This window comes from Bradyrhizobium erythrophlei (genome assembly GCF_900142985.1).
In the GTDB taxonomy this organism is placed as follows: domain Bacteria; phylum Pseudomonadota; class Alphaproteobacteria; order Rhizobiales; family Xanthobacteraceae; genus Bradyrhizobium; species Bradyrhizobium erythrophlei_B.
In genome coordinates this window covers 3,120,184-3,144,758 of the sequence record NZ_LT670849.1, presented here as the reverse complement: position 1 = coordinate 3,144,758, position 24,575 = coordinate 3,120,184, and the positions used below count along the sequence as shown (strand labels likewise).

Genomic DNA, 24,575 nt, shown 5'->3' with positions numbered 1-24,575 from the left:
GGTAAACAGGTGCTGCCGCATTTTTGAGCGAGCGGTCCGCGCGAAAAAGCCACACTGACCGATATTCGGAGGCGCCATCACGCCGGCGTGAGAGATGCGCACAGCTATGCGCTTTTGATCCACTCCTGAATTGCGTATGGCTGTTGTCACGCCACGTAAGGCGTTGGATAACTTGAATATGCTTGGGGGCAGGCTTTTAGGCGGAGCGGCTACGGCCGTCGTTTTGTTTGGTCAATCGGCGGCGCTTCCGGTGCGCGCCGACACCATGGAAGCGGCGCTTTTGCGCGCCTATCGCAACAATCCGCAGCTCAACGCGCAGCGCGCCTCGGTGCGCGCGACCGATGAAGCCGTGCCGCAAGCCTTGTCCGGTTATCGCCCCAAGGCCGCGCTGACGTTCAGCGGCGGCGGCCAGTTCATCAATCAGCTCGCTGACGGCTCGGCCGGCAAGAAGATCGAGCAGGGAGATCAGGGCCCCCACGCCGCGGCGCTGACGGTCACGCAGACGCTCTACAACGGCAACCAGACCGCCAATAAAACCCGTTCCGCGGAAAGCCAGGTGTTTGGCGCGCGCGAGGGACTGCGGCTGATGGAGCAGTCGGTGCTGCTTGCCGCCGCGACGATCTACATGGACTACCTGCGCGACGCCGCGATCCTGGAAGTCCAGCGCAGCAATACCCACGTGCTCGAACTGACCTTGAAGCAGACCCGCGACCGCTACAGCGCGGGCCTGGTCACGCCGACCGATGTCGCGCAGTCGCAGGCGCAGCTCGCCGCCGCCCAGAGCCAGGAACTCGCGGCTGAATCGACCTTGACCACCACGCGGGCGAATTTCCGCCGCATCATCGGCAACGAGCCGGCCAACCTCCAGGCCGCCTCTCCGGTCGACCGTTACCTGCCGCCGACCGTGCAAGGCGCGACGCAGATTGCGACCCGGGAAAACCCCAATGTGACTGCCGCGATGTACGGTATCGACGTCAGTTTTCTCACCGTGAAAATCAACGAAGGCGCGCTCTATCCGACGCTCGCGTTGCAGGCGACGGTCTCCAAGGTCTGGCAGCAGACCATCACGCAGATCAATCAATTCACCGCGGCGACCAACGTCCAGCTCACGGTGCCGATCTATCAGGGCGGGGCAGAATATTCGCTGATCCGGCAATCCAAGGAAACGCTGGAACAGCAGCGTCTCACGATGGAGCAGGTCCGCGACCAGGCGCGCGCCGACCTCGTGACCGCCTGGGGCCAGCTCGTCGCCGGCAAGGCGCAGGTAACGGCCGCGCAGTCGCAGGTCGACGCCTCGGAAGTCGCCTATCTCGGCACCACGAAGGAAGCGCAGGTCGGCCAGCGCACGGTCATCGACATCCTCAATGCCCAGCAGACGCTGGTGAATGCCCGCGTCGCGCTGGTGACCGCGCAACACGACCGCGTCGTGGCCTCTTACGCCGTGTTGAACGCCATGGGACGCCTGTCGCCCCAGGTGCTGCGACTTTCGACGCCGACCTATGATCCCAGCGTTCATTATCAGCAGGTGCGCGACAACTGGGTGGGCGTCACCACGCCCGACGGCCGCTAGCGGACGACACGCGACGGACGAACATCCGGCGGCATGTCCGCCGGATGTCGATGGTGAAATGCTCACGCCTGCGTTCGCGGCTTCAAGAGGTCGCTGAAGCCAACACGGTGCAGCATCTCGGCGCGAACGCGATCGAGCACGGTAAAGCCGACATCGGCGCCGTCCTGCGTGGGATCGATGTGAACGCGGAACGGCCGCTTTCCAAACGGGGTGTCGACGACGTCCACGATGGCCTCGGCAACGGCGCCGGCGTCGGCATCGGGCGGAACGATCGCCGTAAAGGCCTGCTGGATTTGCTCGCCAAAGCCGCTATACGGCCCCGCTTCGTATTCCGCGGCCCGCCCGGCGTCGGCCGGTCGGCCGGAGCGCGCGAAGTGATTGGTGCCGGAGGTGAAGGCGCCGGGCACGATGATCGAGGTCTCGATGCCCCAGCGCGACAGCTCCCGCGCATATTGCACGGCAATGGCATCCATGGCTGCCTTCGCGGCGAAATAGGGCGCGAGATAAGGCGGCGTTCCGCCTGCGGAACTGCTGCTGGAAACCCAGACCAGCAGGCCTTTCGCCTGTCGGCGCATGTGCGGCAGCACCGCGCGATTGACGCGTTGCGTGCTGAGCACGTTGACGTCGTAGAGTTCGGCGTACTGTTCCGGCGTGAAGGCTTCGGCCGGACCGAACACCATGTGGCCGGCGTTGTGGATCAGCACGTCGATCCGCCCTTGCTCGGCGATCATCCTGGCGACGGCCGCGTCGACCGAATCCTGGTTCTGCACGTCAAGTTCGAGCGCGCGCAGGTCGACGTGGTTGGTTTGCGAGAACTTCGTCATCTCTTCCGCGACCGGCGCGTTGCGCGTCGTGGTGTGGCGCATCGATCCGTAAACGACGTGGCCGGCTTTGGCGATGGCCTCGGCGGTGAGCCGGCCAAAGCCGCTGGACGCGCCGGTGATCAGTACAACCTTGCTCATGGAATCTCTCCTTCTGACTTGTCGATGTCTGGTTTGGGAATGTCTTGGGTTAAGGCGCGGGATCAGATGATCCCGCCATTGGCACGCAGCACCTGGCCGTTGATCCAGCCGCCGTCGGGACCGGCGAGAAACGAAACCGCCGCGGCGATGTCGGAAGGCTCGCCGAGCCGCTCCAGCGGCGCGAGATTCTTCAGCCGCTCGATCACTTCGTTCGGCTTGCCGTCAAGAAACAGCTTCGTTGCCGTCGGTCCCGGCGCGACCGCGTTGACGGTGATGTTGCGGCCACGGAGTTCCCGGGCGAGCACATGCGTCATCGCTTCCACTGCGGCCTTGGTGGCGGCGTAAACGCCATAGCTCGGGTGCAGCAGGCTGGTCTGGCTCGACGACAGGTTGACGATGCGCCCGCCATTGCGCAGCCGGCGTGACGCCTCGCGCAGCGTGTTGAACGTGCCCTTGAGATTGATCGCGACCTGGCTGTCGAACAAAGCTTCGTCGGCTTCGGCGAGGCTCGCCAGCCGCATGATCCCGGCATTGTTGACGAGCAGGTCGACCCCACCAAAGGCCGCATCCGCCATGTCGAACAGGCGCGCGACCGCGGCGCCATTGCTGACATCCGCTTGCGCCGTGATCGCGCGGCCACCGGCCTGCTCGATCTTTCTGGCCAGCGCTTCGGCCTCCGCCGCGCCCGCCGCATAATTGATGACGACCGTGAAACCGTCGGCGGCGAGCCGCTCCACGATCGCGGCCCCGATGCCCCGCGAGGAACCGGTGACAACAGCGACTTTTCCGTTTGCTTTCGACATTTGCCTTCTCCGTGTTTGAACGCCGCGCTGTCTGCGGCTGACACGGACGAATTTGCACTTGGCAGGCCTATAGATAATCTGCCATAAAGTGCCATCATTGTTCTAAATTGACGAACAATAGGCCATGGACCGATTTGAAGCGATGCGGCTGTTCGCGCGCGTGGTCGAGCGCCGCAGCTTCACGCAGGCCGCGAACGACATCGGCCTGCCGCGCTCGACCGCCACGCAGGTCATTCATCAGCTCGAGCGCCGGCTCGGCGTGCGGCTGCTTCAGCGCACGACGCGCGTGGTGCGCCCGACGCTCGACGGCGAAGCCTATTACCGGCGATGTCTCGCCATTCTTCAGGACGTGGACGACGCCGAGGGCGCCTTCGCCGGAACCAAGCCGAAGGGCACACTACGCATTGAGGTGCAGGGCACGCTGGCGCGTCATTTCCTGATGCCGAACCTGCCGGCGTTCTTCGCGCAGTATCCGGAGATCGAGATATCGATGAGCGAGAGCGATCGCTGGGTCGACCTTGTCCACGAAGGCGTCGATTGCGCATTGCGCTGGGGCGAGCTTGCCGACAGCGGACTGGTGGCGCGCCGCCTCGCCGTGCTGACGCGCATCACCTGCGCGGCTCCGGCCTATATCAAGCGCTTCGGCCGCCCGAAATCGCTGGGCGATCTCGGCACCGGACACCAGGTCGTCGGGCTGCGCCGGTTCACCACCGGCGAACTCGAACCGCTGAGTTTTGTCGTCGATGGCAAGATGCACGATATGCCGCTTGCCGCGCCCTTCTCGGTCACGGGACCGGAAAGCTACCTGCTGGCGACAAGGCTTGGCCTTGGACTCGCACAGATGCCGCATTTCCACGTGGCCGAGGATCTCAAGCGCGGAAGCCTGGTGACGGTGCTGGCCAACACGCCGCCGCCGTCCGCGCCGGTCTCGCTGATGTATGCGCAGAACCGTCAGCTCTCGCCGCGCGTGCGCGCCTTCAGCGACTGGCTCACGCGCCAGTTTCGTAAGAGTGTTGCGGGAATTGAGTCAGTCGACGGGGAACTCTAACGCCCGAACAGCCGATCCATCAGCCAACCGTCGAGGCCGGCGGCCGCCTCCGGCCGCGCCGAGGCCGCGGTCCGCGTCGGAGCAGGACGCCCCGGAGAGGAAGACGGCGGCGGGGCAACGCCCGGGCTTGTCGGCGGAGTGATCGCTTGCGCGATCGTCGCGAGCATTCCGCCCGGTGGCGTTGAGGCCGGCAGTGGCGCAGGCGCGACGCCCTGATGCGCCGCTTTCATGAAGCGCGTCCAGATCTCGACCGGCAATCCGCCGCCTGTCGCCTTCTTGGTCGGCGAATTGTCGTCGTTGCCGAGCCAGACCCCGGTCACGAGATTGGAGGTGTAACCGATGAACCAGGCGTCGCGGAAATCCTGGCTGGTGCCGGTCTTGCCGGCGGCCTGCCAGCCCGGCAGTTCCGCCTTGTGCGCAGTGCCGGAGAGCAGCGTCTCCTGCATCATCGTGTTCATCATCGCGACGTACTGCGGATCGATCACCTGGCCGAGCTGGTCGGTGGAACGCATATAGAGCACCTTGCCGTCGACGGTGCGGATCTTGTTGACGACATGCGGAGAGACGCCGAGGCCGCCATTGGAAAACGGTGCATAGGCGCCGACCAGTTCGACCATCGAGACTTCGGACGTGCCGAGCGCGATCGAGGCATTGGCGTCGAGCTTCGACGAAATGCCGAGCCGATGCGCGGTGCGCACCACGTTCTTCGGCCCGACTTCAAGCCCGAGCCTCACCGCGACCGTGTTCAGCGACATCGCCAGCGCCTGCGTCAGCGTGACCGAGCCGAAATATTGATGGGTGTAGTTCTCGGGCTTCCAGCCCTTGATATCGAGCGGCGCGTCCTGCCGGACGGTCTCCGGTGTCAGTCCCTGCTCGATCGCGGTGAGATACACGAAAGGTTTGAATGCCGAACCCGGCTGACGCTTGGCGGTGACCGCGCGGTTATACTGGCTTTCGGAATAGTTGCGGCCACCAACCATGGCGCGCACGGCGCCATCTGGCGACATCGCCACCAGCGCGCCCTGACTGACGTTGAACTTCACGCTTTTCGCCGCGAGTTCGTCGATGACAGCGACTTCCGCAACTCCTTGCAATTTCGGATCGATCGAAGTTTCCACGATGACGCTCTGGTCGATCTGGCCGACGAGATCGTCGAGCACTTCGCCGATCCAGTCCGCCACATAATTGATCGTGCCGGCGCCGACCGGCTTCACATTGTAGGACGGATGGCCGATCGAGGCCTGCGCCTGCGCCTCGGTGATGAACCTGGCTTCCGCCATCGCGGTGAGCACGGTTTGCGCGCGCGCTTCGGCGCCTTCCGGATTGCGGTTGGGCGCCAGGCGCGAGGGCGACTTGACGAGGCCCGCGAGCATCGCGGCTTCCGCGATGGTGACGTTCTTGGCGGATTTGCCGAAGTAACGCTGGGCTGCCGCTTCCACACCATAGGCGCCGGAACCGAAATAGACGCGGTTGAGATAAAGCTCGAGGATTTCGTTCTTGGAATGCTTACGCTCCAGCCAGAGCGCGAGCTCGACTTCCTGCAGTTTGCGCTGGAAAGTGCGCTCCTGGGTCAGGAAAAGATTCTTGGCAAGCTGCTGGGTGAGCGTCGAACCGCCCTGCGACACGCCGCGATGCAGGACGTTAGCCACCGCAGCACGCAGGATGCCCCAGGGATCGATGCCGAAGTGCGAATAGAACCGGCGGTCTTCGATCGCGATGAACGCCTTCGGCAGATAGGGCGGCAAATCCTTCAGCGCGACATTGGCGCCGGGCATCTCGCCGCGAATAGCGAGCACGCTGCCGTCGACGCCGGTGATCTGGATGGTCGGCGGCCGCTTCGGGATTTCGAGCGACTGGATCGCCGGCAGATGCGCCCCGACCCAGACGACGAGGCCAACGACGGCAATCGCGCCCCACAGGCCGAGCACCGCGCCCCAGTAAAACAGCCGGCCGATCGGAAGACTGCCGCGCGGTTTCGATTTCCGCTTCGCGGGACTACGGGCCGCGCGCGGCTTCCGCTCCGGCGGCGGCTCGTCGTCATCATCATCGTCGTCGACGATTTTTCGCTTGGCCGATTTCTTCGGCTTGTCGTCGCCGCCGCCGGGAATGCGGTCTTCCGCCGACAGCCGCAGATCGGAAAGCGCTCCCGCAAGGCCGAATACCGGCTCCCTGCGTCCGCCGCTCTTTTTCCGTCCCCACGCCATACGCCAAACGCCTGCATCCCAATGAGATGCGACGTTAGCGGACCGGGTTTAAAGCCGTCTTAAACGATGGTTAATCGACGCTACTTTAGCTCCACCTAACCGCTTGACCGGCAAGGCATTCAGACTGGCTTAACCTTAAAGCAGGCGGAGAAATGCGAAGCGCGATTACGGGCCGGCGGAGAGATCGAACGATCGACCTTCGCGAGATTTTCGTAGCCGTTCGATTTTCGCCGTTTTCAACAGCATCGGCCCTTAGCCGACGCCTAATCGGGCTACCGCGGCTTCCTCTTCCAGCAGCAAAGCAGACTGAGGGCGGAGTGGTCGCCCACTTCTTTTAACGACCCAAATCGGACTCTGCATTGTGAGTATCACCTTGATCGAGGAAGCCTTGCGGCATGACACCATAAGCTGAGATCGTAGGGCGCTTGACAGCATTCGTCATGTCTTGACATGTCGGAAGGCATTTTGCCGATGCTGCATCAGCTGAAAATGCAAAACTGAGTACGCTTTGGAGGGATGCATGAAGGTTGATCTGCCGCGCGCCATTTTTCGCGTCATAAGAGGCTTGATTTTTCTGCTGTTGCTTGGTCCGGCGCGCTCGCTGAGCGCTGAGGAATACCCCGCAAGGCCGATCAAATTGATCGTTCCATTCTCGGTTGGAGGTGATGCCGATGTCATCGGGCGCGTCCTCGCGGAGAGCCTGGGCTCAGAACTGAAGCAGCGCATCATTGTGGAAAACGTCACTGGCGCAGGCGGCAATATCGGAGTGGAGCGAGTGACCCGCTCCGAGCCCGATGGTTACACGTTGCTGCTCGCGCCAATGGGGGTCCTGACAGTCAATCCGACCCTGTACAAGGGACTGACGTTCGACGCATCCAAGGACCTCATTCCCGTTTCGCTCGCGTACGAAACGGGACATTTGGTGGTCGTGAATCCATCTCTGCAAGTCAAGTCTCTGGCTGACCTTGCGGGCCTTATACGCGGCAAACCGGGAACGTTCAGTTTCGGCTCCGGAGGCATTGGGACGTCGACCCATCTTTACGGCGAGGTCTTCAAAATGACGGCGAAGGTCGACATCCTGCACGTTCCTTATCGAGGCAATGGACAAGCGTTGAACGACGTCATCGCCGGTCAGATCCAGATCATGTTTCCTCAAATCGCTTCAGCGGCAGGTCAAGCCGCAAGTGGCCTGGTGAGGCCGCTTGCCGTAACCACAGATAGCAGATCACCCCTGCTTCCCGACGTGCCGACGGTCGTCGAGGCTGGCATGCCCGAACTTGCTGGAACCTCGTGGGGCGGCATCATGGTGCCGCGCGGTACGCCTTCCGAAGTCGTGGCTCGTCTGAACAGCGCAATCGTGAAGGTGCTAAACGGATCGGATACGCGTGGCCGCTTTGAGGCGATCGGCATCAACGCTCGCACAAGCACGCCCGAAGAGTTCGGTCGTCTGATCGGCGTTGAACTGATTCGCTGGAGGCGAGTCATTGCAGCCGCTAATCTTACGCTCAACTGAAGTCGCTGTTCTCGCCTATTCAATTTCTCACGATGCGCTGAAGAGGTTCAAGACGATGGATCTGATCATCAGAAACGCTCTGGTTCTCCGGGGATCGCAGACAGAATGCGTCGATATCGGCATCCAGGGTAGCGCGATCGTCGCGATCGAGAGGAGTCTAGCGGCTGAAGGCGAAACCTATGACGCGGATCACAGACTTGTCTGCGGCGGACTCGTCGAAACGCATATTCACCTGGACAAGGCCTATCTGATTGAGCAATGCCCTGCGCTCGCGGGGCGCGACATCAGTCCCGTGCCGTATACGTCCTCAATCAAGCCGAAGCTGTCTACGGAAGAAGTTTATGGTCGGGCGGAACGCGCGCTGAAGCAGTGCTTGATGCGGGGAACCACGCACATCAGAACGCACGTCGAAGTCGACCCTGTCATCGGCATGCGCGGCTTCGACGCGATCGAGAGGCTCGCAGCCGCCTACCGATGGGCGGCTGACATTCAGATTTGCGTGTTTCCCCAAGACGGGCTGACGAATCTGCCAGGAACGGAAGAGTTGATTGTCCAAGGTTTGCGGCGAGGTGCAAAAGTCATCGGCGCCGCTCCACGGTACGATACTGACGCCAGAGCGCAAATCCTGCGTATTTTTGAGCTTGCTCGAGAATTCGATGTCGATATCGATATGCATCTCGATGTCGGTCCTACTGCCGAGCATTTAGACGTCTACGATGTGATCGATCTCACGAACCGGCACGGTCTCGGTGGCCGCGTCACTGTTGGCCATATGGCAAAACTTTCATTGTTGCCCTTAGCAGAGCTGGAGAAAGTTGGCGTACGGCTTGCCGACGCCGGCATCAACGTAACCGTGTTGCCCGCTACCGATCTTTTCCTGATGGGTAGGAAGCACGATCATGCGGTCCATCGCGGGGTGGCCGATGCAAATTTTCTTGTTAAGTGCGGCGTGAATTGTTCGATTTCGTCGAATAACATCATGAATCCGTCCACGCCGTACGGCGACTGTTCCCTCATCAGGATTGCGAATCTTCAAGCCAATGTGCTGCAGGTTGCACAACCTCACGAACTGGCCGACTGCTTTCATATGATTACAGACCGGTCGGCGCGCATTCTCAATATCAAGAACTACGGCGTCGAGGTAGGCAATCCGGCCGACATCGTCGTGATCGACGCGCCTTCTCCAGAAAAGGTCGTCGCGGAACTTCGGCAGCCCGTCGCGGTCTTCAAGCGCGGGACACGGACCGTGGCCTGGGATCTGCCGCAACTTTTACACCCGGCGAACGCCTGAAATAACATTGCCGCAGTGCTCGGCTACCCTCAGCCAGCTGGGCCGGCGTCTTCCAGAATCGGGCCGAACATCTCCCAGCGCTCGCCGTTGAAGCGCATCATCTGCAACTGCTTGTTGACGCGATAATCGTTCGGCGTGGTGTTGCCGACGATGCCCGGCAGCGCAAGGTCAAGCTGGACGTCCTTCAGGTTGGTCGCCTGCTTGAGCACGTTCTCGCGCGTGAGATCGTCGCCGCACTGCTTGAGCACATGCACCATCAACTGCGCCGTCGAGTAGCCATAGGAATTGAAGCTCGAATTCTTGTCGCCCTCCGGATAGTACTTCGCCATGAATTCGAAATACTTTTTCATGCCGGGGTCGTCCTTCCAGGTCGGATCGAGCGGGTCCTTGCCGTAGTTGACGCTGATCACGCCCTTGGACGCTTCGAGGCCGGCGGGTTGCATGACCGCGCCGACCGAGGTGGCGTTGATGTCGAGAATGTGCACCGGCTTCCAGCCGAGCTCGGCGTTTTTCTTGATCGCCTGGGCTGCAAATTTCGGCGTTGAGGCGCTGAACAGCACTTCGGCGCCGGCGGATTTCAGCTTCAAAATCTGGGAATCGATCGTCGGGTCGGAAACTTCGTAAGACGCCTCCGCCACCACCATGGTCGACGCCTTGTCGCCAAGGCCCGACTTGATGCCGTTCAGGTAATCGCGGCCGAGGTCGTCATTCTGATAGAGCACGCCAACCTTCGCATCCGGATAGTTCTTGAGGATGTACTGGCCGTAGATGCGGCCCTCGACGAAATAATTGGGATTGAAGCCGAGCGTCCACGGATAGTTCTTCGGGTCGGAGAACCGCGACGCGCCGGTCGCAGCGAAAAGCTGCGGCACCTTTTTCGTGTTCAGATATTTCTGCACCGCCGCGTTCGACGGCGTGCCGATCATCTGGAACATGAACAACACTTCGTCATTCTCGACCAGCTTGCGCACCTGCTCGACCGCTTTCGGCGGGCTATAGCCGTCGTCATACTGAATCAGGTTGATCTTGCGGCCGTTCACGCCGCCCTGCTCGTTGATCATGTTGAAGTAGGCGGCCTGCGTCTTGCCGATCGAGGCATAGGCGGAAGCCGGCCCGGAGAACGGCAAGGTCTGGCCTATCTTGATTTCGGTGTCGGTGGCGCCGGGATCGTACTTCTTTTGCGCGTAAGACGGCGCAGCCAGCGCAGCCGCAAGCAGCGTCCCGGTGACGAAATGAAAAAGGCTGTTCCTCATGACGTTGCCTCACCTGATGTTTTGATTGTCGGCGAGGCGTCCGTATTCGACGGAAGTCGCCGTTTGATACCGAGTGTGAATGAACGGCCATGGCAAAGCAAGATAACGTGCTTTGGAACAATCCGCTTAAGCAAGCCAGACGAAGACAAACGCCAGCACCGCGGGCGCGGCCTGAACGAACAGAATTTTCCGGCTGACGGAAGCCGCGCCATAGAGTCCAGCCACGATCACGCAGGCCAGGAAAAATACCTTGATCTGAAAGGCAAAGGCCGCGCTCGGCTGTAGCAAGCCCCAGGCGAGGCCAGCCGCGAGGAAGCCGTTATAGAGCCCCTGATTGGCAGCGAGCACGGCCGAGTCGGCGGCCTTTTCCGGGGAGTTTCCAAAAACCCGCAAGCCCAGCGGTTTGGTCCAAAAAAACATTTCGAGCGTGAGAAAATAGACGTGTAGCGCGGCGACCAGTCCCACTAGGATATTGGCAATCGCGTTCATGAAGCCCTCCCAAATTTTCGCTGATCAAACGCGAAAGGCAGCAACGAGGCAATGACGATGACAGGGTACATCGATCCGACCAAGGAAACATTCGCGGCGTTTCGCGACAGCGACCGTCCCGGTCCCATTCAGATGCTCAACCTGGTGAAACTGCGTGAGCGCGCCGCCTATCCGGACGGACGCGCCGCGACAGGCGCTGAAGCCTACGCGGCTTACGGCCGCGAAAGCGGACCGGTGTTTACCCGCCTTGGCGGCAAGGTGGCCTGGCAGGGCCGTTTCGAACTGATGCTGATCGGGCCCTCCGAGGAGCATTGGGACCATTGCTTCATCGCCGAATATCCAAGCGTCGCCGCCTTCGTCGAGATGATCCGCGATCCGGTTTACCGCGAGGCGGTCGAACACCGTCAGGCCGCGGTGGAGGACTCCCGCCTGATCCGGCTGAAGCCGCTGCCGGCCGGCAAGACCTTTGGCGAAATTCCCGAGGGCTGATCAGCTTTGCAGCCGGTTCTAGCGACCGTCGCGATAGAGACGGTCGATAAAACCCTCCGATTCAAGCTGTTCGATGAACGAAGCGTCTGCAATGTCCGCCTCGGTGAGCGATGCCGCAGTGGCATATTTGGTCACGAGAACGTCGCGAATGTTTTGCAGCCCTCCAAGCGAAGGGCGGGGACTCTTCTGAAAGACGGGCAAGTGAAATGCGTAAAGGTCGGCAGCGACCTTCCGGTCTTCGATATTGAGATAGCGCGCAAGCAGAGGCACAACGATATCCGGGCGAGTCTTGAAGAGATGGATCGTCTCGACGAAGCCGCGCATAACATTCATGACGAGTTCGCGATCGGATGCAATCAGCTTGCGCGTGCCGGCAAAGATTGACGGCGTGCCGAATTCGTAAACCGGAAAGGCATTCCACCCATAGCGGTTTGCGCCGACAAAGCGCAGGTCGACCGGCAGCACCCCCGCGTCAATCTCGCCGGCGGCGAGTGCCGCATAGATCCTGTCAAACCTTACGAGCGGAGCATAGGTTGCGACGGCGCCCGCCTTTTCAATAGCGATGCGCGTAGCCACACTGGTCTGACCGGTCTCGCTCAAAACGCCAACCCGCTTGCCCGCAAGCCCAGCCAGTTCGGCAATCTCACGCCGGGTCATGATGAACTGGTTCGGGAATTCCGTGGTGGGCGTGGCGAGGATGACGATGTCGTTGCCCTTGAGCACTTCTTCGGCAACGGGCAGCACGCCGGTATGGGCGAACTCATAGTCTCCGCGAATGAGCCCGGCAGCAGCTTGGGGCCCGCCGATCGCGACGCCCGTCAGACTCATCTCTATCTGCCTGTTCCCGAAGATACCCGCTTCCGCGCCGAGCCAGGCCGTGCTTTGCCACATCGCGAGCAGACCGGTTGCGACGCGGACCTGTCGCTGGGTCTCTGCCGACGAGGATCGGCCAACAAGGGCCGGCACCGTGGCAGCGCCCATCAATAGTTGCAAGAACCTACGGCGAAACAGAGACATGGAGCATCCGGCGTTAAGCTAGAACGCGGCACGCGCTGATTTCATCCTACGCCGCGACCTTCTCGCTTGCGAGCAGATGCAACAGCGCGCTGCGGATTGCGGCCTGGCGCGTCGGCGCCGAGATTTGCGCGCCCAGCAAATCCGTGACGTAGAACACGTCGCGGGCCCGCTCGCCGAAAGTCGCGACGTGGGCGGAAGCAATGTTGAGGTTGAGCTTCGAGATCGCCGTCGTCAGGTCATAGAGCAGACCGGGACGGTCGAGGCCGGAGACCTCGATCACGGTGAAGCGATCCGACCACTGGTTGTTGACCGTCACCTCCGGCTCGACCACGAACGGCCGCACCTTGCCGCGGCTCGCCGCACGCCGCGCCACCACCTCGGGCAGTCGAAGCTTGCCTTCGAGCACGTCCTCGATCATGTCGCCAATTCGTGTCGCGCGCCGGCCCTCGTCTTCGTCGCGGTCGTATTCCCGCGTGATCGCGATGGTATCGAGCGCGCGCCCGTCGGTCGTCGTGTAGATCTGCGCATCGACGATGTTGGCGCCGGCCGAGGCGCAGGCACCCGCGATGATCGAAAGCAGCCATGGGTGGTCCATCGCCAGAATGGTCAGTTCGGTGACGCCGCGCCCTTCGTCGAAACCGACATTGATCGCGAGCTTGTGGCCGGCCTGCTCGCTGGCACGCATGAAGCGTGCGTGACGAATCTTGCGCGGCAGCTCGACCTTGAGCCAGTAGGCCGGATAATGCCGCGAGATATAGGCGTTGAGTTCCTGTTCCGGCCATTCGGTAAAGGCGGAACGAAACTCCCCTTGCGCGATCGCCAGGCGACGGGCGCGGTCGACTTCCGAAAAGCCGCCGGTCAAGACCGGCTCGGTCTCGTAATAAAGCGTGCGCAACAGCTGCGCCTTCCAGCCGTTCCACACGCCGGGGCCGACGCCGCGGATATCGGCAGTGGTCAGGATCGTCAGCAGCTTCATCTGCTCGACCGATTGCACCACGGCCGCGAAATTCTCGATGGTCTTGCGGTCGGTCAGATCGCGCGACTGCGCGACCGTGGACATGGTCAAGTGCTCTTCGATCAGCCAGGCCACGAGTTCGGTGTCGGCCGGACTGAAGCCGAGCCGCGGGCAGAGACGCCGTGCGACTTTCGCGCCGGCAATCGAATGATCCTCGAGCCGGCCCTTGGCGATGTCATGCAAGAGCGTCGCGATATAAAGCACGGGACGATGCTCAGGTCTTATCTTGCGCATCAGGTCGCTGGCGACGATGAATTCATCGCTGCCGCCGCGCTCGATCTCCTGCAAGAAGCCGATGCAGCGGATCAAATGCTCGTCCACCGTATAGTGGTGGTACATGTTGAACTGCATCATCGACACGATCTTGCCGAAGGCGCGGATGAAATGACCGAGTACGCCGGTCTCGTTCATCCGACGCAGCACGATCTCCGCATCGTTCGAGGTCAGGATCTCCATGAACAGCCGGTTGGCCTCGGGATCGGCGCGCAGCTCCGTGTTGACCAGCTTGAGGGAGCGCGTCACCGTCCGCATCGCATCGGGATGGAACGCCAGATTGTTCTTTTGCGCGAGCCGGAAGATCCGGATCATGTTGACCGGATCGTGCTTGAAGACGTCGGGCGCGGCGAGATTGATGCGGTTATGGTCGATGATGAAATCGTCGCTCTCCGGCACCCGGCGCCGCACCGCGCTCGGCCGGAACCGCGCCATCATCCGGCTCAAGACAGGCACAGGCTTCGCCTGTTCGTTTTCCAGCTTGGCGCACAGGATCGCGGTGAGGTCGCCGACTTCCTTGGCGATCAGGAAGTAGTGCTTCATGAAGCGCTCGACGTCCTGCATGCCCGGATGCGACGTATAGCCGAGCCGAATCGCAATCTCGCGCTGGGTATCGAATGACAGCCGCTCTTCGGCGCGGCCGGTCAGGAAATGCAGGTTGCAACGCACGGACCACAGGAAATCGGCGCAGCGGCGAAACGTGCGGTATTCCTGCGCGTCGAACACGCCGCGCTCGAGCAATTCGTCGGTGTCGCGGACGCGGTAGACATATTTGGCGATCCAGAACAGCGTGTGCAGGTCGCGAAGCCCGCCCTTGCCGTCCTTGACGTTGGGCTCGACCAGATAGCGCGACTGCCCGGCGCGGCGATGCCGTTCTTCACGCTCGGCCAGCTTGGCGGTGACGAATTCGGTGGCGTTGCCCTGCACCACTTCCTTGTCGAACCGCGTGACCAGTTCGTCGTAGAGCGGCTGGTCGCCGGTCAAGAACCTGGTTTCGAGAATCGCGGTGCGGATCGTCATGTCGCCGCGCGCCTGACGAATCGATTCGTCGACCGATCGCGTCGCGTGGCCGACCTTGAGCCCCATGTCCCACAGGCAATAGAGAATGGCTTCCGCCACCTGCTCGCCCCAGGCGGTCTGCTTGTAGGGAAGAATAAAGAGCAGATCGATGTCGGATTCCGGCGCCATCAGGCCGCGGCCATAGCCGCCGGTCGCCACCACGGCCATCCGCTCGGCGCCGGAGGGGATCGGCGAGTGATAGAGATGGCGCGTCGCCGCATCGAACAGGATGCGGATGATTTCGTCCTGGACGAAACACAGCCGCTCCGCGCACCGACGTCCGTGGCGATCCCTCAGCAGCACGGCCTGCGCCGTTGAGCGCGCCTCGATCAGTTCGGCCTTCAGCAGTTTGGCGACCGCGGAACGAAACACATCCTCGCGTCCGGCATGCTCCGTCGCGAGCGCATCGACTGCCGCGGTGATCCGTGCGGTGTCGAAACGCTCATCGACCTCACGCCGGGCTTCTGTGACGATGTGATCCATCCGTAACTCGATTAATGGACGCCGCACGGCCTGTCACGGCCGATCGCACGCAAACAACCAATCCATTCTCTTTTGCCGGCTATCTGGAACAACGCTGTCCTCCGAACTTCGCTTCCAAGGCGCAATCTTTCTTCCTATTGACCGCCACCCTAACTCATTGAAAGAGAAAGGGGTTTCGAAAGCAAGCGGGCGCGGGCCGGCATCCCATCCCAATTTGCCGCCGTCGCGTTGACGCCCTCTCACGATCTGCTTTGATCTAGTCATCTCTCGGAGAATTACGACGATGTCCAGGATTTCACGCCGCGGTTTCGCCGCCATGATCGCCATCCTGGCGGTGGCGCCCGCCAGTGCGTCGGCTGCCGAGGCGTTGAGCGAGATTCGCATCGATTGGGCGACCTACAATCCGGTGTCCCTGATTCTCAAGCAAAAGGGCATGCTGGAGAAGGAATTCGCCAAGGACGGCATCCGCATCGTCTGGGTTCAGTCGGCGGGTTCCAACAAGGCGCTCGAATATCTCAACGCCGGCTCGATCGATTTCGGTTCGACCGCGGGTTCCGCGGCGTTGGTCGCCCGGATCAACGGCAACCCGATCAAGTCGATCTACGTCTATTCGCGCCCCGAATGGACGGCGCTGGTGACGACCAAGGATTCGAAGATCGCAACCGTCGCCGACCTCAAAGGCAAGCGCGTCGCGGTCACGCGCGGCACCGATCCGCACATCTTCCTGGTCCGGGCGCTGCTCGACGCCGGCCTGTCCGAGAAGGACATCACGCCGGTGCTGCTGCAGCACGCCGACGGCAAGACGGCGCTGATCCGCGGCGACGTCGACGCGTGGGCCGGCCTCGACCCGATGATGGCGCAGGCGGAAATCGAGGACGGCGCCAAATTGTTCTTCCGTAAGGCGCAAGCCAACACCTGGGGCATCCTCAACGTACGCGAACAGTTTCTGAAGGATCATCCGCAGATCGCGCAGCGGGTGCTCGCCACCTACGAGGAAGCCCGCAAATATTCGGTTAGCCATTATGACGAATTGAAGCAGGCGCTGGTGACGGCGACGCGGTTGCCTGATGTCGTGGCCGACAAGCAGCTCAAGGAACGCACGGACATCTCCTTTAGCCGGATCGGCGCGCCGCAGCGCGAATCCATTCTCGCCGCGGGCCTCGCGCTGCAACAGGCGGGCGTGATCGACGCCAAGGTCGATGTCAAAGGGGCGCTGGATCAGCTCGTCGACGACAGCGTGCGGCTGCCGACGAATTAGCAACCCGCGATGGGGCTGTCATCGCCCGGCTTGACCGGGCGATCCAGTACGCCGGGACGTCTCGATCTACCGCAAACAGCTCTGGAATGCCGGATTCCCCGCTTTCGCGGGGAATGACGGCTTAGTTGGTTGTGACAAGATCACCACCTTGCAATCCGCAGCCAGACGCGGTTTTGGTACCCGCCATGACGAGCGAGACCATCGCAACGACCAAGCCGGAGATTTCGACGGAGGCGGATGCTGGCCGCCGCAGCTACGCGCGGCCCCTGCTCGGCCTCCTGCTGCCCGTCGGCCTCGCCCTCGGCTGGGAAATCGTCGTCCACCTCGGTCTTTCCAGCGGGCGGTTGGTGCCACCGCCGTCGCGGATCTTTGGCGAGATCGTCGATCTCGCCAAGTCAGGCGAATTGCTGCGCCATATCGTGGCGACGTTGACGCGTGTCTTTGTGGGGTTTGGTTTTGGCGTTCTCGCCGGCACGCTGCTCGGCGCGATCTGCGGCTACTGGGCGCTGGCGCGGCGGCTGCTCGACCCGACTATTCAAGCGCTGCGCGCGATCCCCTCGCTCGCCTGGGTGCCGCTCTTTATTTTATGGCTCGGCATCTTCGAGACATCAAAAGTCGCGCTGATCGCGATTGGCGTGTTCTTCCCGGTCTATCTCGGCGTGATGGGCGCGATCCTTTCCGTCGATCGAAAAATCGTCGAGGTCGGCCGCGCGTTCCGACTGTCCGGACCTGCGATGATCCGGCGCATTCTTCTTCCCGCGGTGCTGCCCGCCTATGTGGTGGCGCTGCGCGTCGGACTCGGTCTGGGATGGATGTTCGTCGTCGCAGCCGAGTTGATCGGCGCTTCCGAAGGCCTCGGCTATCTCCTGCTCGACGGCCAGCAACTCGGCAAACCGGCGCAAATCGTGGCCGCCATCGTGATCTTCGCCATTCTCGGCAAGACTACCGACTGGCTGATCGAAATCGCTTCCGCGCCGCTGCTGCGCTGGCAGGACGCGTTCAGCCGGACAGGAGCCGTGTGATGCTGCGGCTCGATGCTGTCGACAAGACCTATCCGAATGGCGTTCATGCGCTCGAGCAGTTTTCGGCTGATATCAATGTCGGCGAGATCGTCGCCATCATCGGCGGCTCCGGCTGCGGAAAATCGACGTTGCTCCGCGCCGTCTCCGGCCTCGATCCCGCAACCTCGGGCAACGTGACGCTCGATGGCGTCACGATCACGGCGCCGCACGCCAAGATCGGCATCATCTTTCAGGAGCCGCGATTGCTGCCGTGGCTTTCCGTTGCCGACAATATCGGTTTCGGACTTGGCGACGTACCCGCCGACGTCAGGCGCACGCGGATCGCGCATGCGCTCGCAAAGGTGGGCCTTGTCGACAAGGCCACTGCCTGGCCGCGCGAATTGTCCGGCGGACAGGCGCAGCGGGTCGCAATCGCGCGCGCTTTGGTGCCGCAGCCGGAAGTGCTCTTGCTCGATGAACCCTTCTCCGCGCTCGACGCCTTCACCCGGCGCGATCTTCAAGATCATCTGCTGGACCTGTGGGCGGAAACGCGTCCCACGCTCGTGCTCGTCACCCACGACGTTGATGAGGCCGTGGTGCTCGCCGACCGCGTTTTCGTGATGCGGCCACGGCCGGGCCGGCTGTTCGAGGAAATCCGGATCAGCCTGGGGCGACCGCGCGATCGCAATTCGCCATCGTTCGACAATTTCAAGCGCCGGGTCTTGACCGCCCTCGATCGTTCGCTCGACCGCAAGGTGCGCGATACAGAGGCAAAATCGAATACCGGCGAAGCATTGTGGTGGTGACATAGGCGTCCTAACCCATTACATCCAACGCGAACAAATATCCGGGAGAGAAGAATGGACGCTGCCGAACTCCGCGCCGCACAGGCCCCGATCAAGGAAAAATACAAGAGCGATCCGAAGGCCGCTTTCATCACCCTGAAAGCCAAAGGCTCGATCGACCAGGAAGGCATCGCCTGCAAGGTCGAGACCGGCCGCGCGCTGGCGGTGGCGGGCCTGCACCCGGCCACCGGCGGCTCCGGGCTTGAACTCTGCTCCGGCGACATGCTGCTCGAAGCGCTCGTTGCCTGCGCCGGCGTAACCCTGAAATCGGTCGCGACCGCGATCGAGATTCCGCTCAGAAGCGGCAATGTCAGCGCCGAGGGCGATCTCGATTTTCGCGGCACGCTCGGCGTCGACAAGGAGGCGCCGGTCGGCTTCGCCGAAATCCGCCTCCGCTTCGACGTCGCAACCGACGCCCCGCAGGACAAGCTCGATCTCCTGCTCAAACTCACCGAGCGTTATTGCGTGGTCTATCAGACCATCAAGAACGGCCCGAAAGTTTCGGTGACGATGAATAGGGTGTAACCAAACCAATTTATAACCAAGCTGAAGGTGTCGTCCCCGCGAAAGCGGGGACCCATAACCCCGGAATAGAGTTGTCTCGCGCGCTGCCGGCCAGACTTCGCAACTAACAACGAACTGTGGTTATGGGTCCCGGGTCGCGCTTCGCCTGCCCGGGACGACAAAAGAAAAAATGCCCACCGATCTTTCCTTCATCCTGCTGCTTGCGCTGCGCATGGCGCTGGCCGCCGCCCTCGTCGTGACGGCATCGATGGTCACCGAACGCTCGGGACCTGTGATCGGCGCGCTGATCGCAACCTTGCCGATCTCGGCCGGCCCGTCTTACGTGTTTCTGGCGCTCGATCACAATGCGGCTTTCATTTCGGAAAGCGCGCTGGCAAGCTTTCCGATCAACGCCGTCACGATGTTTTACTGCCTTGCTTACGTGGTTTTGGCGCAGCGCCGAAGCGCGGTGGTCAGCGTCGGCGGCGCGCTTGTCGTGTGGATCGGGCTCGCCGTCATCGAGCGATTGTTTTCGTGGACGCTTCTCGGCGGCTTCATTGCGAATGCGATCGCATTTGGCATTTGCATTCCCGCCTTCAAGCGCTTCCAGCATGTCGAGAAGATGCCGCTGGTCACGCGGCGCTGGTACGACATTCCGCTGCGCGCGATCATGGTCGCGACACTCGTTGCAATTGTCGTCTCGCTGTCGCGCTGGGTCGGGCCGTTCGTCAGCGGCACGATCGCGCTGTTTCCGGTGGTTCTGAGCAGTGTGACGATGATCCTGCATCCGCGCATCGGTGGGCCGGCGACGGCGGCCATGATCGCCAACGGCGGCTGGGGCATGATGGGATTTGGCGTCGCGATCGCAGTGCTTCACCTCGCCGCGGTGCCGCTGGGATCGGCCGCGGCGCTCAGCCTCGCGCTCGCCACCAGCATCGTCTGGAATATCCTGTTGTGGTGGATCGGACGAAGGAAGGTGGCGACTAAGATGCGATAGCCCTCGTCATTGCGACGAGCGAACGCGACGAAGCATCCAGTTTCAGTCACATGCTGGATTGCTTCGCTTGCGCTCGCAATGACGGCTAAGTGTTCCGCAATTTCGCCTTCAAGGCATAGAGCGCTTCCAGCGCCTCGCGCGGCGACATCTCGTCGGGATGCAGCGCCCTCACCGCTTCCATCAGCTTCTCGCTTTCGCTCGGCGGCGCGGGTTCAGCCGCGGCACGCGAGGGCACCGCGAACAATGGAAGATCGTCGGCAAGCGCCCGCGCGGTCTGGCCGCGGTCCTGCGCCTCGAGTTTTGCCAGCACGGATTTCGCGCGCGCAATCACCGACGGCGGCAGTCCTGCAAGCTTCGCCACCTGAATGCCGTAGGAACGATCCGCCGAGCCCGGCAAGACTTCGTGCAGGAACACGACATTGCCCTGCCATTCCTTGACACGGACGGTCGCGTTGAACAGCCGCGGCAGTTTTGCCGACAGCGCGGTGAGTTCGTGGTAGTGCGTGGCGAACAAAGCGCGGCAGCGATTGGCCTCGTGCAGGTGTTCGATCGCGGCCCAGGCGATCGACAAACCGTCGAAGGTCGCGGTGCCGCGGCCGATTTCATCGAGGATCACCAGCGAGCGCTCGCTGGCCTGGTTGAGGATGACGGCGGTCTCCACCATCTCCACCATGAAGGTGGAGCGGCCGCGCGCCAGATCATCGGCCGCGCCGACGCGCGAGAACAGGCGATCGACAATGCCGATCCGCGCCCGCGACGCCGGCACGAAGGAGCCCGCCTGTGCGAGCAGCGCGATCAGCGCATTCTGGCGCAGGAAGGTCGACTTGCCGGCCATGTTGGGGCCGGTGAGCAGCCAGATCTGGCCGGATGGCTGCTGGGGCGCCGGTGACAGATCGCAGGCATTGGCGATGAACGGTTGCCCGTCGCGCTTCAGCGCCTGCTCAACCACCGGATGACGGCCGCCCTCGATCGCAAAGGACAGCGAGCCATCGACATCGGGCCGGACATAATTGTCGTCGACGGCGCGCTTGGCGAGCGCGGTTGCGACATCGAGCACGGCGAAAGCAAGCGCCGCCGCGCGCAGATCTTCGCTTGCGGCAACTGCAATCGCGCATAGCTTCTCGAAGATTTCCAGTTCCAGCCCAAGCGCGCGATCGCCGGCGTTCGCGATCTTGGCTTCGATCTCGCCGAGTTCGGAGGTGGTGAAGCGCACCTGTCCGGCCAGCGTCTGGCGATGGATGAAGGTGGCATTCAGCGGCGGAGACATCAGCTTGTCGCCGTGTTGGGCGGTGACCTCGACGAAATAGCCGAGCACGTTGTTGTGGCGGATCTTCAGGCCCTTGACGCCAGCGTCGTCGGCATAGCGCGCCTGCATCGAGGCCACGACCAGACGCGAGGCGTCACGCAGGTTGCGGGATTCATCGAGCGCCGGCTCATAGCCTTCGCGCACAAATCCGCCATCGCGCTTGAGCAGCGGCAATTGCTCGGCCAAAGCGCGTTCGAATTCGCGCGCGAGTTCCCGCGACGGGCGGCGCAGCGCCGCCATGCTGGCTGCGATTTCCTGCGTTGGCTCGTCCATCCGTGCCAGATGCGCCAGCACCTGGTCGGCGGCGAGGATGGCATCGCGCAAGCTGGCAAGGTCGCGCGGACCGCCGCGCCCGACCGACAGCCGCGCCAGCGCGCGCGACAAATCGGGCGCGGCGTTCAACGTGCTGCGGAGATCGTCGCGCAGGCCACTATCTGCAACAAAGGCCGCGATCGCGTCGAGCCGTCGCGCAATCGCGCCCGCATCCGTCAACGGCGCGGCCAGGCGCTGCGCCAGCAGCCGCGAGCCGGCGGAAGTCACCGTGCAATCGATCGCGTCCAGCAGCGAGCCGCGGCGCTCACCGCCCAAGGTGCGCGTCAGTTCGAGATTGGCGCGGGTTGCGGGATCGATCGCCATGGTGGTGCCGGTGGCCTCGCGCGCCGGCGGCGACAAAGGCGGGCGTTTTCCGACCTGGGTGCGGTCGATATAGGTGACGGCGGCGGCCGCGGCGGTCGCCTCGAGCCGCGACATCGCCGATAGCCCGTCCATGGTGGCGACGGCGAAATAGTCGCAGAGCCGGCGTCCCGCCGTCGAACTGTCGAACACGTCACGTGTCAGTGGCGTCACCGCTGGCCATTCGCGCAAGGTCGGCCCGACATCGGTATCGCCATAGAGCGCATCGGTGACGATGATCTCGTTCGGATTGATGCGCGCCAGGGTCGCGGCGAGTTCGCTGACCGCGCATTCCGTGACAATGAATTCCGAGGTCGAAATATCGATCCAGGCGAGCCCCAGCCGATCCGCGCCACTCGAGCCGCGCATCCGCGCGATCGCGAGCAGATAATTGTTGGTGCGCGCATCGAGCAGCGTGTCTTCGGTCAGCGTCCCCGGCGTCACCAGCCGGACGACATCACGCCGGACCACGCTTTTGTTGCCGCGGGCGCGCGCCGCCGCCGGGTCTTCCATCTGCTCGCAGACCGCGACCCGGAAGCCTTGCGCGATCAGCCGGTGCAGGTAGTCGTCGGAACGCTCGACCGGAACGCCGCACATCGGGATGTCGGCGCCCTGGTGCTTGCCGCGCTTGGTCAGCATGATGCCGAGCGCGCGCGAGGCGATTTCGGCGTCGTCGAAGAACAGCTCGTAGAAATCGCCCATCCGGTAGAACAGCAGAAGGCCCGGATTGGCCGCCTTGATCTCAAGGTACTGTTCCATCATCGGCGTGACGCGCGCCACAGGCTCGGCGGGGGCTTGCGCGTCGGTGGGTGCGGGAAATGTCGGCTGGATGGTCATGAGCGGCGCAAACTACAAAATTTAGGTGGCTGATCCTACCGCTTTGCCACGTCTTTGCGCGTTTTCCACGCCCCGGAGCGGACATCCTGACTGGCCAGCATGGCCGCCTTCGCGGGAAAGCAAAGATCGCATGAAACCAGTCAATTGACCTTGGATATGCCCGCTCCTACAACTCGCGCTAACGCAGGGAACACCAGTGCCGCCTATTTGAAGTTCCTGCACCACAAGCGGCGAGTCCGCCCAGGAACTTCAAATAGAAAAGCGGCACTGGAATCGATAAGTTTGCTTAGTGCCCATGACTTTCCGAAGTTCGTGAAAGGTGGGTGCTGGGACAGAGCACGAACTTCGGAAAGTGGGCACTAAGGAGAGACCGATGGGTGAGGTATTTGTATGTGATGCGATCCGGACCCCGATCGGCCGCTTCGGCGGTTCACTCGCCAAGGTCCGCGCCGACGATCTGGCGGCCACGCCGATCAAGGCGCTGATGGCCAAACACCCCAATCTCGACTGGTCGCAAGTCGACGAGGTCTATTTCGGCTGCGCCAACCAGGCCGGCGAAGACAACCGCAACGTGGCGCGGATGGCGCTGTTGCTCGCGGGCATCCCGGACAAGGTTCCCGGACAGACCCTCAACCGCCTCTGCGCCTCGGGACTGGATGCGGTCGGCGCCGGTGCGCGCGCGATCCGGGCCGGCGAGGTCGATCTTGCGATTGCCGGCGGCGTGGAATCGATGACGCGGGCGCCGTTCGTGATGGGCAAGGCGGCGGAAGCGTTTTCGCGCTCGGCCGATATTTTCGATACCACCATCGGCTGGCGCTTCATCAATCCCTTGATGAAGGCGCAATATGGCGTCGATGCGATGCCGGAAACCGGCGAGAACGTCGCCGAGGAATTCCAGGTTTCCCGCGCCGACCAGGATGCGTTTGCCATCCGCTCGCAGCAGCGCGCCGGCAAAGCCATCGCGGCCGGTTACTTCGCCGAGGAAATCACGCCGGTGACCGTGCCCGGCGGCAAGGCCGGCCCCATCACGGTCGACAAGGATGAGCATCCGCGCCCGGAAACCACGCTGGAGGGCCTCGCCAAGCTGAAGCCAATCGTGCGCAATCCCGGCACCGTGACCGCCGGCAACGCATCGGGCGTCAATGACGGCGCCGCCGCCATGATCCTCGCTTCCGAAGCCGCTGTGAAAAAGCACGGCCTGACGCCGCGGGCGCGCATTCTCGGGCTGGCCTCGGCCGGCGTACCGCCGCGCATCATGGGCATCGGCCCGGTGCCGGCAACGAGGAAGCTGATGGAACGGCTTGGATTGAAGATTACTGACTTCGATCTGATCGAGCTCAATGAGGCCTTTGCCAGCCAGGGCATCGCTTGTCTGCGCCAGCTCGGCGTCAAGGACGATGCTGATTTCGTCAACCCGCATGGCGGAGCGATCGCGCTCGGCCATCCGCTTGGCATGAGCGGCGCGCGCCTGGTCGTGACGGCCGTGCACGGCATGGAAAAGGGCGGGGGAAAACGCGCGCTCGCCACCATGTGCGTCGGCGTCGGCCAGGGCGTCGCGATGGCGATCGAGAAGTTGAACTGACGACTTACACCCTCATCCTGAGGAGCGGCAAAGCCGCGTCTCGAAGGATGAGGGCCTCAGGGTTCGAGACGGCGCAAGCGCCTCCTCACCATGAGGGTGAGCAG

Annotated in this window: 19 protein-coding genes; 11 read left to right on the top strand and 8 right to left on the bottom strand. The window is 62.6% G+C overall.

What is annotated here, in order from left to right:
* Positions 1 to 178: 178 nt before the first annotated feature.
* The gene (locus tag BUA38_RS14650) at positions 179 to 1,570 is read left to right on the top strand and encodes a TolC family outer membrane protein (RefSeq protein ID WP_072818703.1); all 1,392 of its coding nucleotides are present in this window, start codon (positions 179 to 181) and stop codon (positions 1,568 to 1,570) included.
* Between the two features lie 62 nt (positions 1,571 to 1,632).
* On the opposite strand, the gene BUA38_RS14645 is transcribed toward BUA38_RS14650, so the two are convergent.
* Complete coding sequence (locus BUA38_RS14645; protein WP_072818701.1) at positions 1,633 to 2,532, bottom strand: SDR family oxidoreductase; 900 nt, start codon at positions 2,530 to 2,532, stop codon at positions 1,633 to 1,635.
* Between the two features lie 62 nt (positions 2,533 to 2,594).
* Positions 2,595 to 3,335 carry an SDR family oxidoreductase gene (locus tag BUA38_RS14640; protein ID WP_072818699.1) on the bottom strand — a complete coding sequence of 247 codons (741 nt, stop codon included), beginning with the start codon at positions 3,333 to 3,335 and terminating at the stop codon, positions 2,595 to 2,597.
* Positions 3,336 to 3,459: 124 nt separating this feature from the next.
* Between BUA38_RS14640 and BUA38_RS14635 the strand changes: the two genes are divergently transcribed.
* Complete coding sequence (locus tag BUA38_RS14635) at positions 3,460 to 4,383, top strand: LysR family transcriptional regulator (RefSeq protein ID WP_072818698.1); 924 nt, start codon at positions 3,460 to 3,462, stop codon at positions 4,381 to 4,383.
* Here the strand turns inward: BUA38_RS14635 and BUA38_RS14630 are convergent.
* Positions 4,380 to 6,587, bottom strand: a complete 2,208-nt coding sequence (locus BUA38_RS14630; protein ID WP_072818696.1) for a transglycosylase domain-containing protein — start codon at positions 6,585 to 6,587, stop codon at positions 4,380 to 4,382. The two genes, BUA38_RS14635 and BUA38_RS14630, sit on opposite strands and share 4 nt — an antisense overlap.
* A gap of 520 nt (positions 6,588 to 7,107) precedes the next feature.
* Between BUA38_RS14630 and BUA38_RS14625 the strand changes: the two genes are divergently transcribed.
* A complete protein-coding gene (locus BUA38_RS14625) occupies positions 7,108 to 8,100 on the top strand; it encodes a Bug family tripartite tricarboxylate transporter substrate binding protein (RefSeq protein ID WP_072818694.1) in 993 nt (330 codons plus the stop codon).
* A gap of 55 nt (positions 8,101 to 8,155) precedes the next feature.
* The gene (locus BUA38_RS14620) at positions 8,156 to 9,391 is read left to right on the top strand and encodes an amidohydrolase family protein (RefSeq protein WP_072818692.1); all 1,236 of its coding nucleotides are present in this window, start codon (positions 8,156 to 8,158) and stop codon (positions 9,389 to 9,391) included.
* Positions 9,392 to 9,420: 29 nt separating this feature from the next.
* On the opposite strand, the gene BUA38_RS14615 is transcribed toward BUA38_RS14620, so the two are convergent.
* Positions 9,421 to 10,644, bottom strand: coding sequence for an ABC transporter substrate-binding protein (locus BUA38_RS14615; protein ID WP_072818691.1), 1,224 nt, complete (start codon positions 10,642 to 10,644; stop codon positions 9,421 to 9,423).
* 126 nt (positions 10,645 to 10,770) lie between these two features.
* Positions 10,771 to 11,133: a DUF1304 domain-containing protein gene (locus tag BUA38_RS14610; protein WP_072818689.1), complete on the bottom strand. Its 363-nt coding sequence runs from the start codon at positions 11,131 to 11,133 to the stop codon at positions 10,771 to 10,773.
* 57 nt (positions 11,134 to 11,190) lie between these two features.
* Between BUA38_RS14610 and BUA38_RS14605 the strand changes: the two genes are divergently transcribed.
* Complete coding sequence (locus tag BUA38_RS14605) at positions 11,191 to 11,622, top strand: DUF1330 domain-containing protein (RefSeq protein WP_072826123.1); 432 nt, start codon at positions 11,191 to 11,193, stop codon at positions 11,620 to 11,622.
* 18 nt (positions 11,623 to 11,640) lie between these two features.
* Here BUA38_RS14605 and BUA38_RS14600 read toward each other — a convergent pair whose 3' ends face one another.
* Both BUA38_RS14600 and BUA38_RS14595 read right to left on the bottom strand, forming a co-directional pair.
* A complete protein-coding gene (locus BUA38_RS14600) occupies positions 11,641 to 12,639 on the bottom strand; it encodes an ABC transporter substrate-binding protein (RefSeq protein ID WP_156898527.1) in 999 nt (332 codons plus the stop codon).
* 46 nt (positions 12,640 to 12,685) lie between these two features.
* Positions 12,686 to 15,469, bottom strand: a complete 2,784-nt coding sequence (locus BUA38_RS14595) for a [protein-PII] uridylyltransferase (protein WP_072818685.1) — start codon at positions 15,467 to 15,469, stop codon at positions 12,686 to 12,688.
* Between the two features lie 283 nt (positions 15,470 to 15,752).
* Between BUA38_RS14595 and BUA38_RS14590 the strand changes: the two genes are divergently transcribed.
* The 5 genes from BUA38_RS14590 (at position 15,753) to BUA38_RS14570 (ending at position 20,074) form a co-directional block, all read left to right on the top strand.
* Positions 15,753 to 16,727 carry an aliphatic sulfonate ABC transporter substrate-binding protein gene (locus tag BUA38_RS14590; protein ID WP_072818683.1) on the top strand — a complete coding sequence of 325 codons (975 nt, stop codon included), beginning with the start codon at positions 15,753 to 15,755 and terminating at the stop codon, positions 16,725 to 16,727.
* 185 nt (positions 16,728 to 16,912) lie between these two features.
* Positions 16,913 to 17,749 carry an ABC transporter permease gene (locus BUA38_RS14585; protein WP_072818681.1) on the top strand — a complete coding sequence of 279 codons (837 nt, stop codon included), beginning with the start codon at positions 16,913 to 16,915 and terminating at the stop codon, positions 17,747 to 17,749.
* Positions 17,749 to 18,534 (top strand): ABC transporter ATP-binding protein, encoded by a 786-nt coding sequence (locus tag BUA38_RS14580; protein WP_072818679.1) that lies wholly within the window; start codon positions 17,749 to 17,751, stop codon positions 18,532 to 18,534. Before BUA38_RS14585 ends, BUA38_RS14580 begins: the two co-directional genes overlap by 1 nt.
* Before the next feature lie 54 nt (positions 18,535 to 18,588).
* Complete coding sequence (locus BUA38_RS14575; protein WP_072818677.1) at positions 18,589 to 19,098, top strand: OsmC family protein; 510 nt, start codon at positions 18,589 to 18,591, stop codon at positions 19,096 to 19,098.
* A gap of 169 nt (positions 19,099 to 19,267) precedes the next feature.
* Entirely contained in the window at positions 19,268 to 20,074 is an 807-nt protein-coding gene (locus BUA38_RS14570) for a hypothetical protein (protein WP_072818675.1), read from the top strand.
* Positions 20,075 to 20,159: 85 nt separating this feature from the next.
* On the opposite strand, the gene mutS is transcribed toward BUA38_RS14570, so the two are convergent.
* The gene (gene mutS / locus BUA38_RS14565; RefSeq protein WP_072818673.1) at positions 20,160 to 22,889 is read right to left on the bottom strand and encodes a DNA mismatch repair protein MutS; all 2,730 of its coding nucleotides are present in this window, start codon (positions 22,887 to 22,889) and stop codon (positions 20,160 to 20,162) included.
* A 373-nt stretch (positions 22,890 to 23,262) separates the two neighbouring features.
* Here mutS and pcaF point away from each other — a divergent pair, with 373 nt between their 5' ends.
* Positions 23,263 to 24,471: a 3-oxoadipyl-CoA thiolase gene (gene pcaF / locus BUA38_RS14560; RefSeq protein WP_072818671.1), complete on the top strand. Its 1,209-nt coding sequence runs from the start codon at positions 23,263 to 23,265 to the stop codon at positions 24,469 to 24,471.
* Positions 24,472 to 24,575: the final 104 nt, after the last annotated feature.

Bases quoted from the DNA above. Each gene is read 5' to 3' on its own strand.
- BUA38_RS14580 (WP_072818679.1), top strand. From the start codon at position 17,749: ATGCTGCGGCTCGATGCTGTCGACAAGACCTATCCGAATGGCGTTCAT.
- BUA38_RS14590 (WP_072818683.1), top strand. From the start codon at position 15,753: ATGTCCAGGATTTCACGCCGCGGTTTCGCCGCCATGATCGCCATCCTG.
- BUA38_RS14630 (WP_072818696.1), bottom strand. From the start codon at position 6,587: ATGGCGTGGGGACGGAAAAAGAGCGGCGGACGCAGGGAGCCGGTATTC.
- BUA38_RS14640 (WP_072818699.1), bottom strand. From the start codon at position 3,335: ATGTCGAAAGCAAACGGAAAAGTCGCTGTTGTCACCGGTTCCTCGCGG.
- pcaF (WP_072818671.1), top strand. From the start codon at position 23,263: ATGGGTGAGGTATTTGTATGTGATGCGATCCGGACCCCGATCGGCCGC.
- BUA38_RS14610 (WP_072818689.1), bottom strand. From the start codon at position 11,133: ATGAACGCGATTGCCAATATCCTAGTGGGACTGGTCGCCGCGCTACAC.
- BUA38_RS14605 (WP_072826123.1), top strand. From the start codon at position 11,191: ATGACAGGGTACATCGATCCGACCAAGGAAACATTCGCGGCGTTTCGC.
- BUA38_RS14650 (WP_072818703.1), top strand. From the start codon at position 179: ATGCTTGGGGGCAGGCTTTTAGGCGGAGCGGCTACGGCCGTCGTTTTG.
- BUA38_RS14625 (WP_072818694.1), top strand. From the start codon at position 7,108: ATGAAGGTTGATCTGCCGCGCGCCATTTTTCGCGTCATAAGAGGCTTG.
- mutS (WP_072818673.1), bottom strand. From the start codon at position 22,889: ATGACCATCCAGCCGACATTTCCCGCACCCACCGACGCGCAAGCCCCC.
- BUA38_RS14595 (WP_072818685.1), bottom strand. From the start codon at position 15,469: ATGGATCACATCGTCACAGAAGCCCGGCGTGAGGTCGATGAGCGTTTC.
- BUA38_RS14635 (WP_072818698.1), top strand. From the start codon at position 3,460: ATGGACCGATTTGAAGCGATGCGGCTGTTCGCGCGCGTGGTCGAGCGC.
- BUA38_RS14600 (WP_156898527.1), bottom strand. From the start codon at position 12,639: ATGTCTCTGTTTCGCCGTAGGTTCTTGCAACTATTGATGGGCGCTGCC.
- BUA38_RS14645 (WP_072818701.1), bottom strand. From the start codon at position 2,532: ATGAGCAAGGTTGTACTGATCACCGGCGCGTCCAGCGGCTTTGGCCGG.
- BUA38_RS14620 (WP_072818692.1), top strand. From the start codon at position 8,156: ATGGATCTGATCATCAGAAACGCTCTGGTTCTCCGGGGATCGCAGACA.
- BUA38_RS14570 (WP_072818675.1), top strand. From the start codon at position 19,268: ATGCCCACCGATCTTTCCTTCATCCTGCTGCTTGCGCTGCGCATGGCG.
- BUA38_RS14585 (WP_072818681.1), top strand. From the start codon at position 16,913: ATGACGAGCGAGACCATCGCAACGACCAAGCCGGAGATTTCGACGGAG.
- BUA38_RS14575 (WP_072818677.1), top strand. From the start codon at position 18,589: ATGGACGCTGCCGAACTCCGCGCCGCACAGGCCCCGATCAAGGAAAAA.
- BUA38_RS14615 (WP_072818691.1), bottom strand. From the start codon at position 10,644: ATGAGGAACAGCCTTTTTCATTTCGTCACCGGGACGCTGCTTGCGGCT.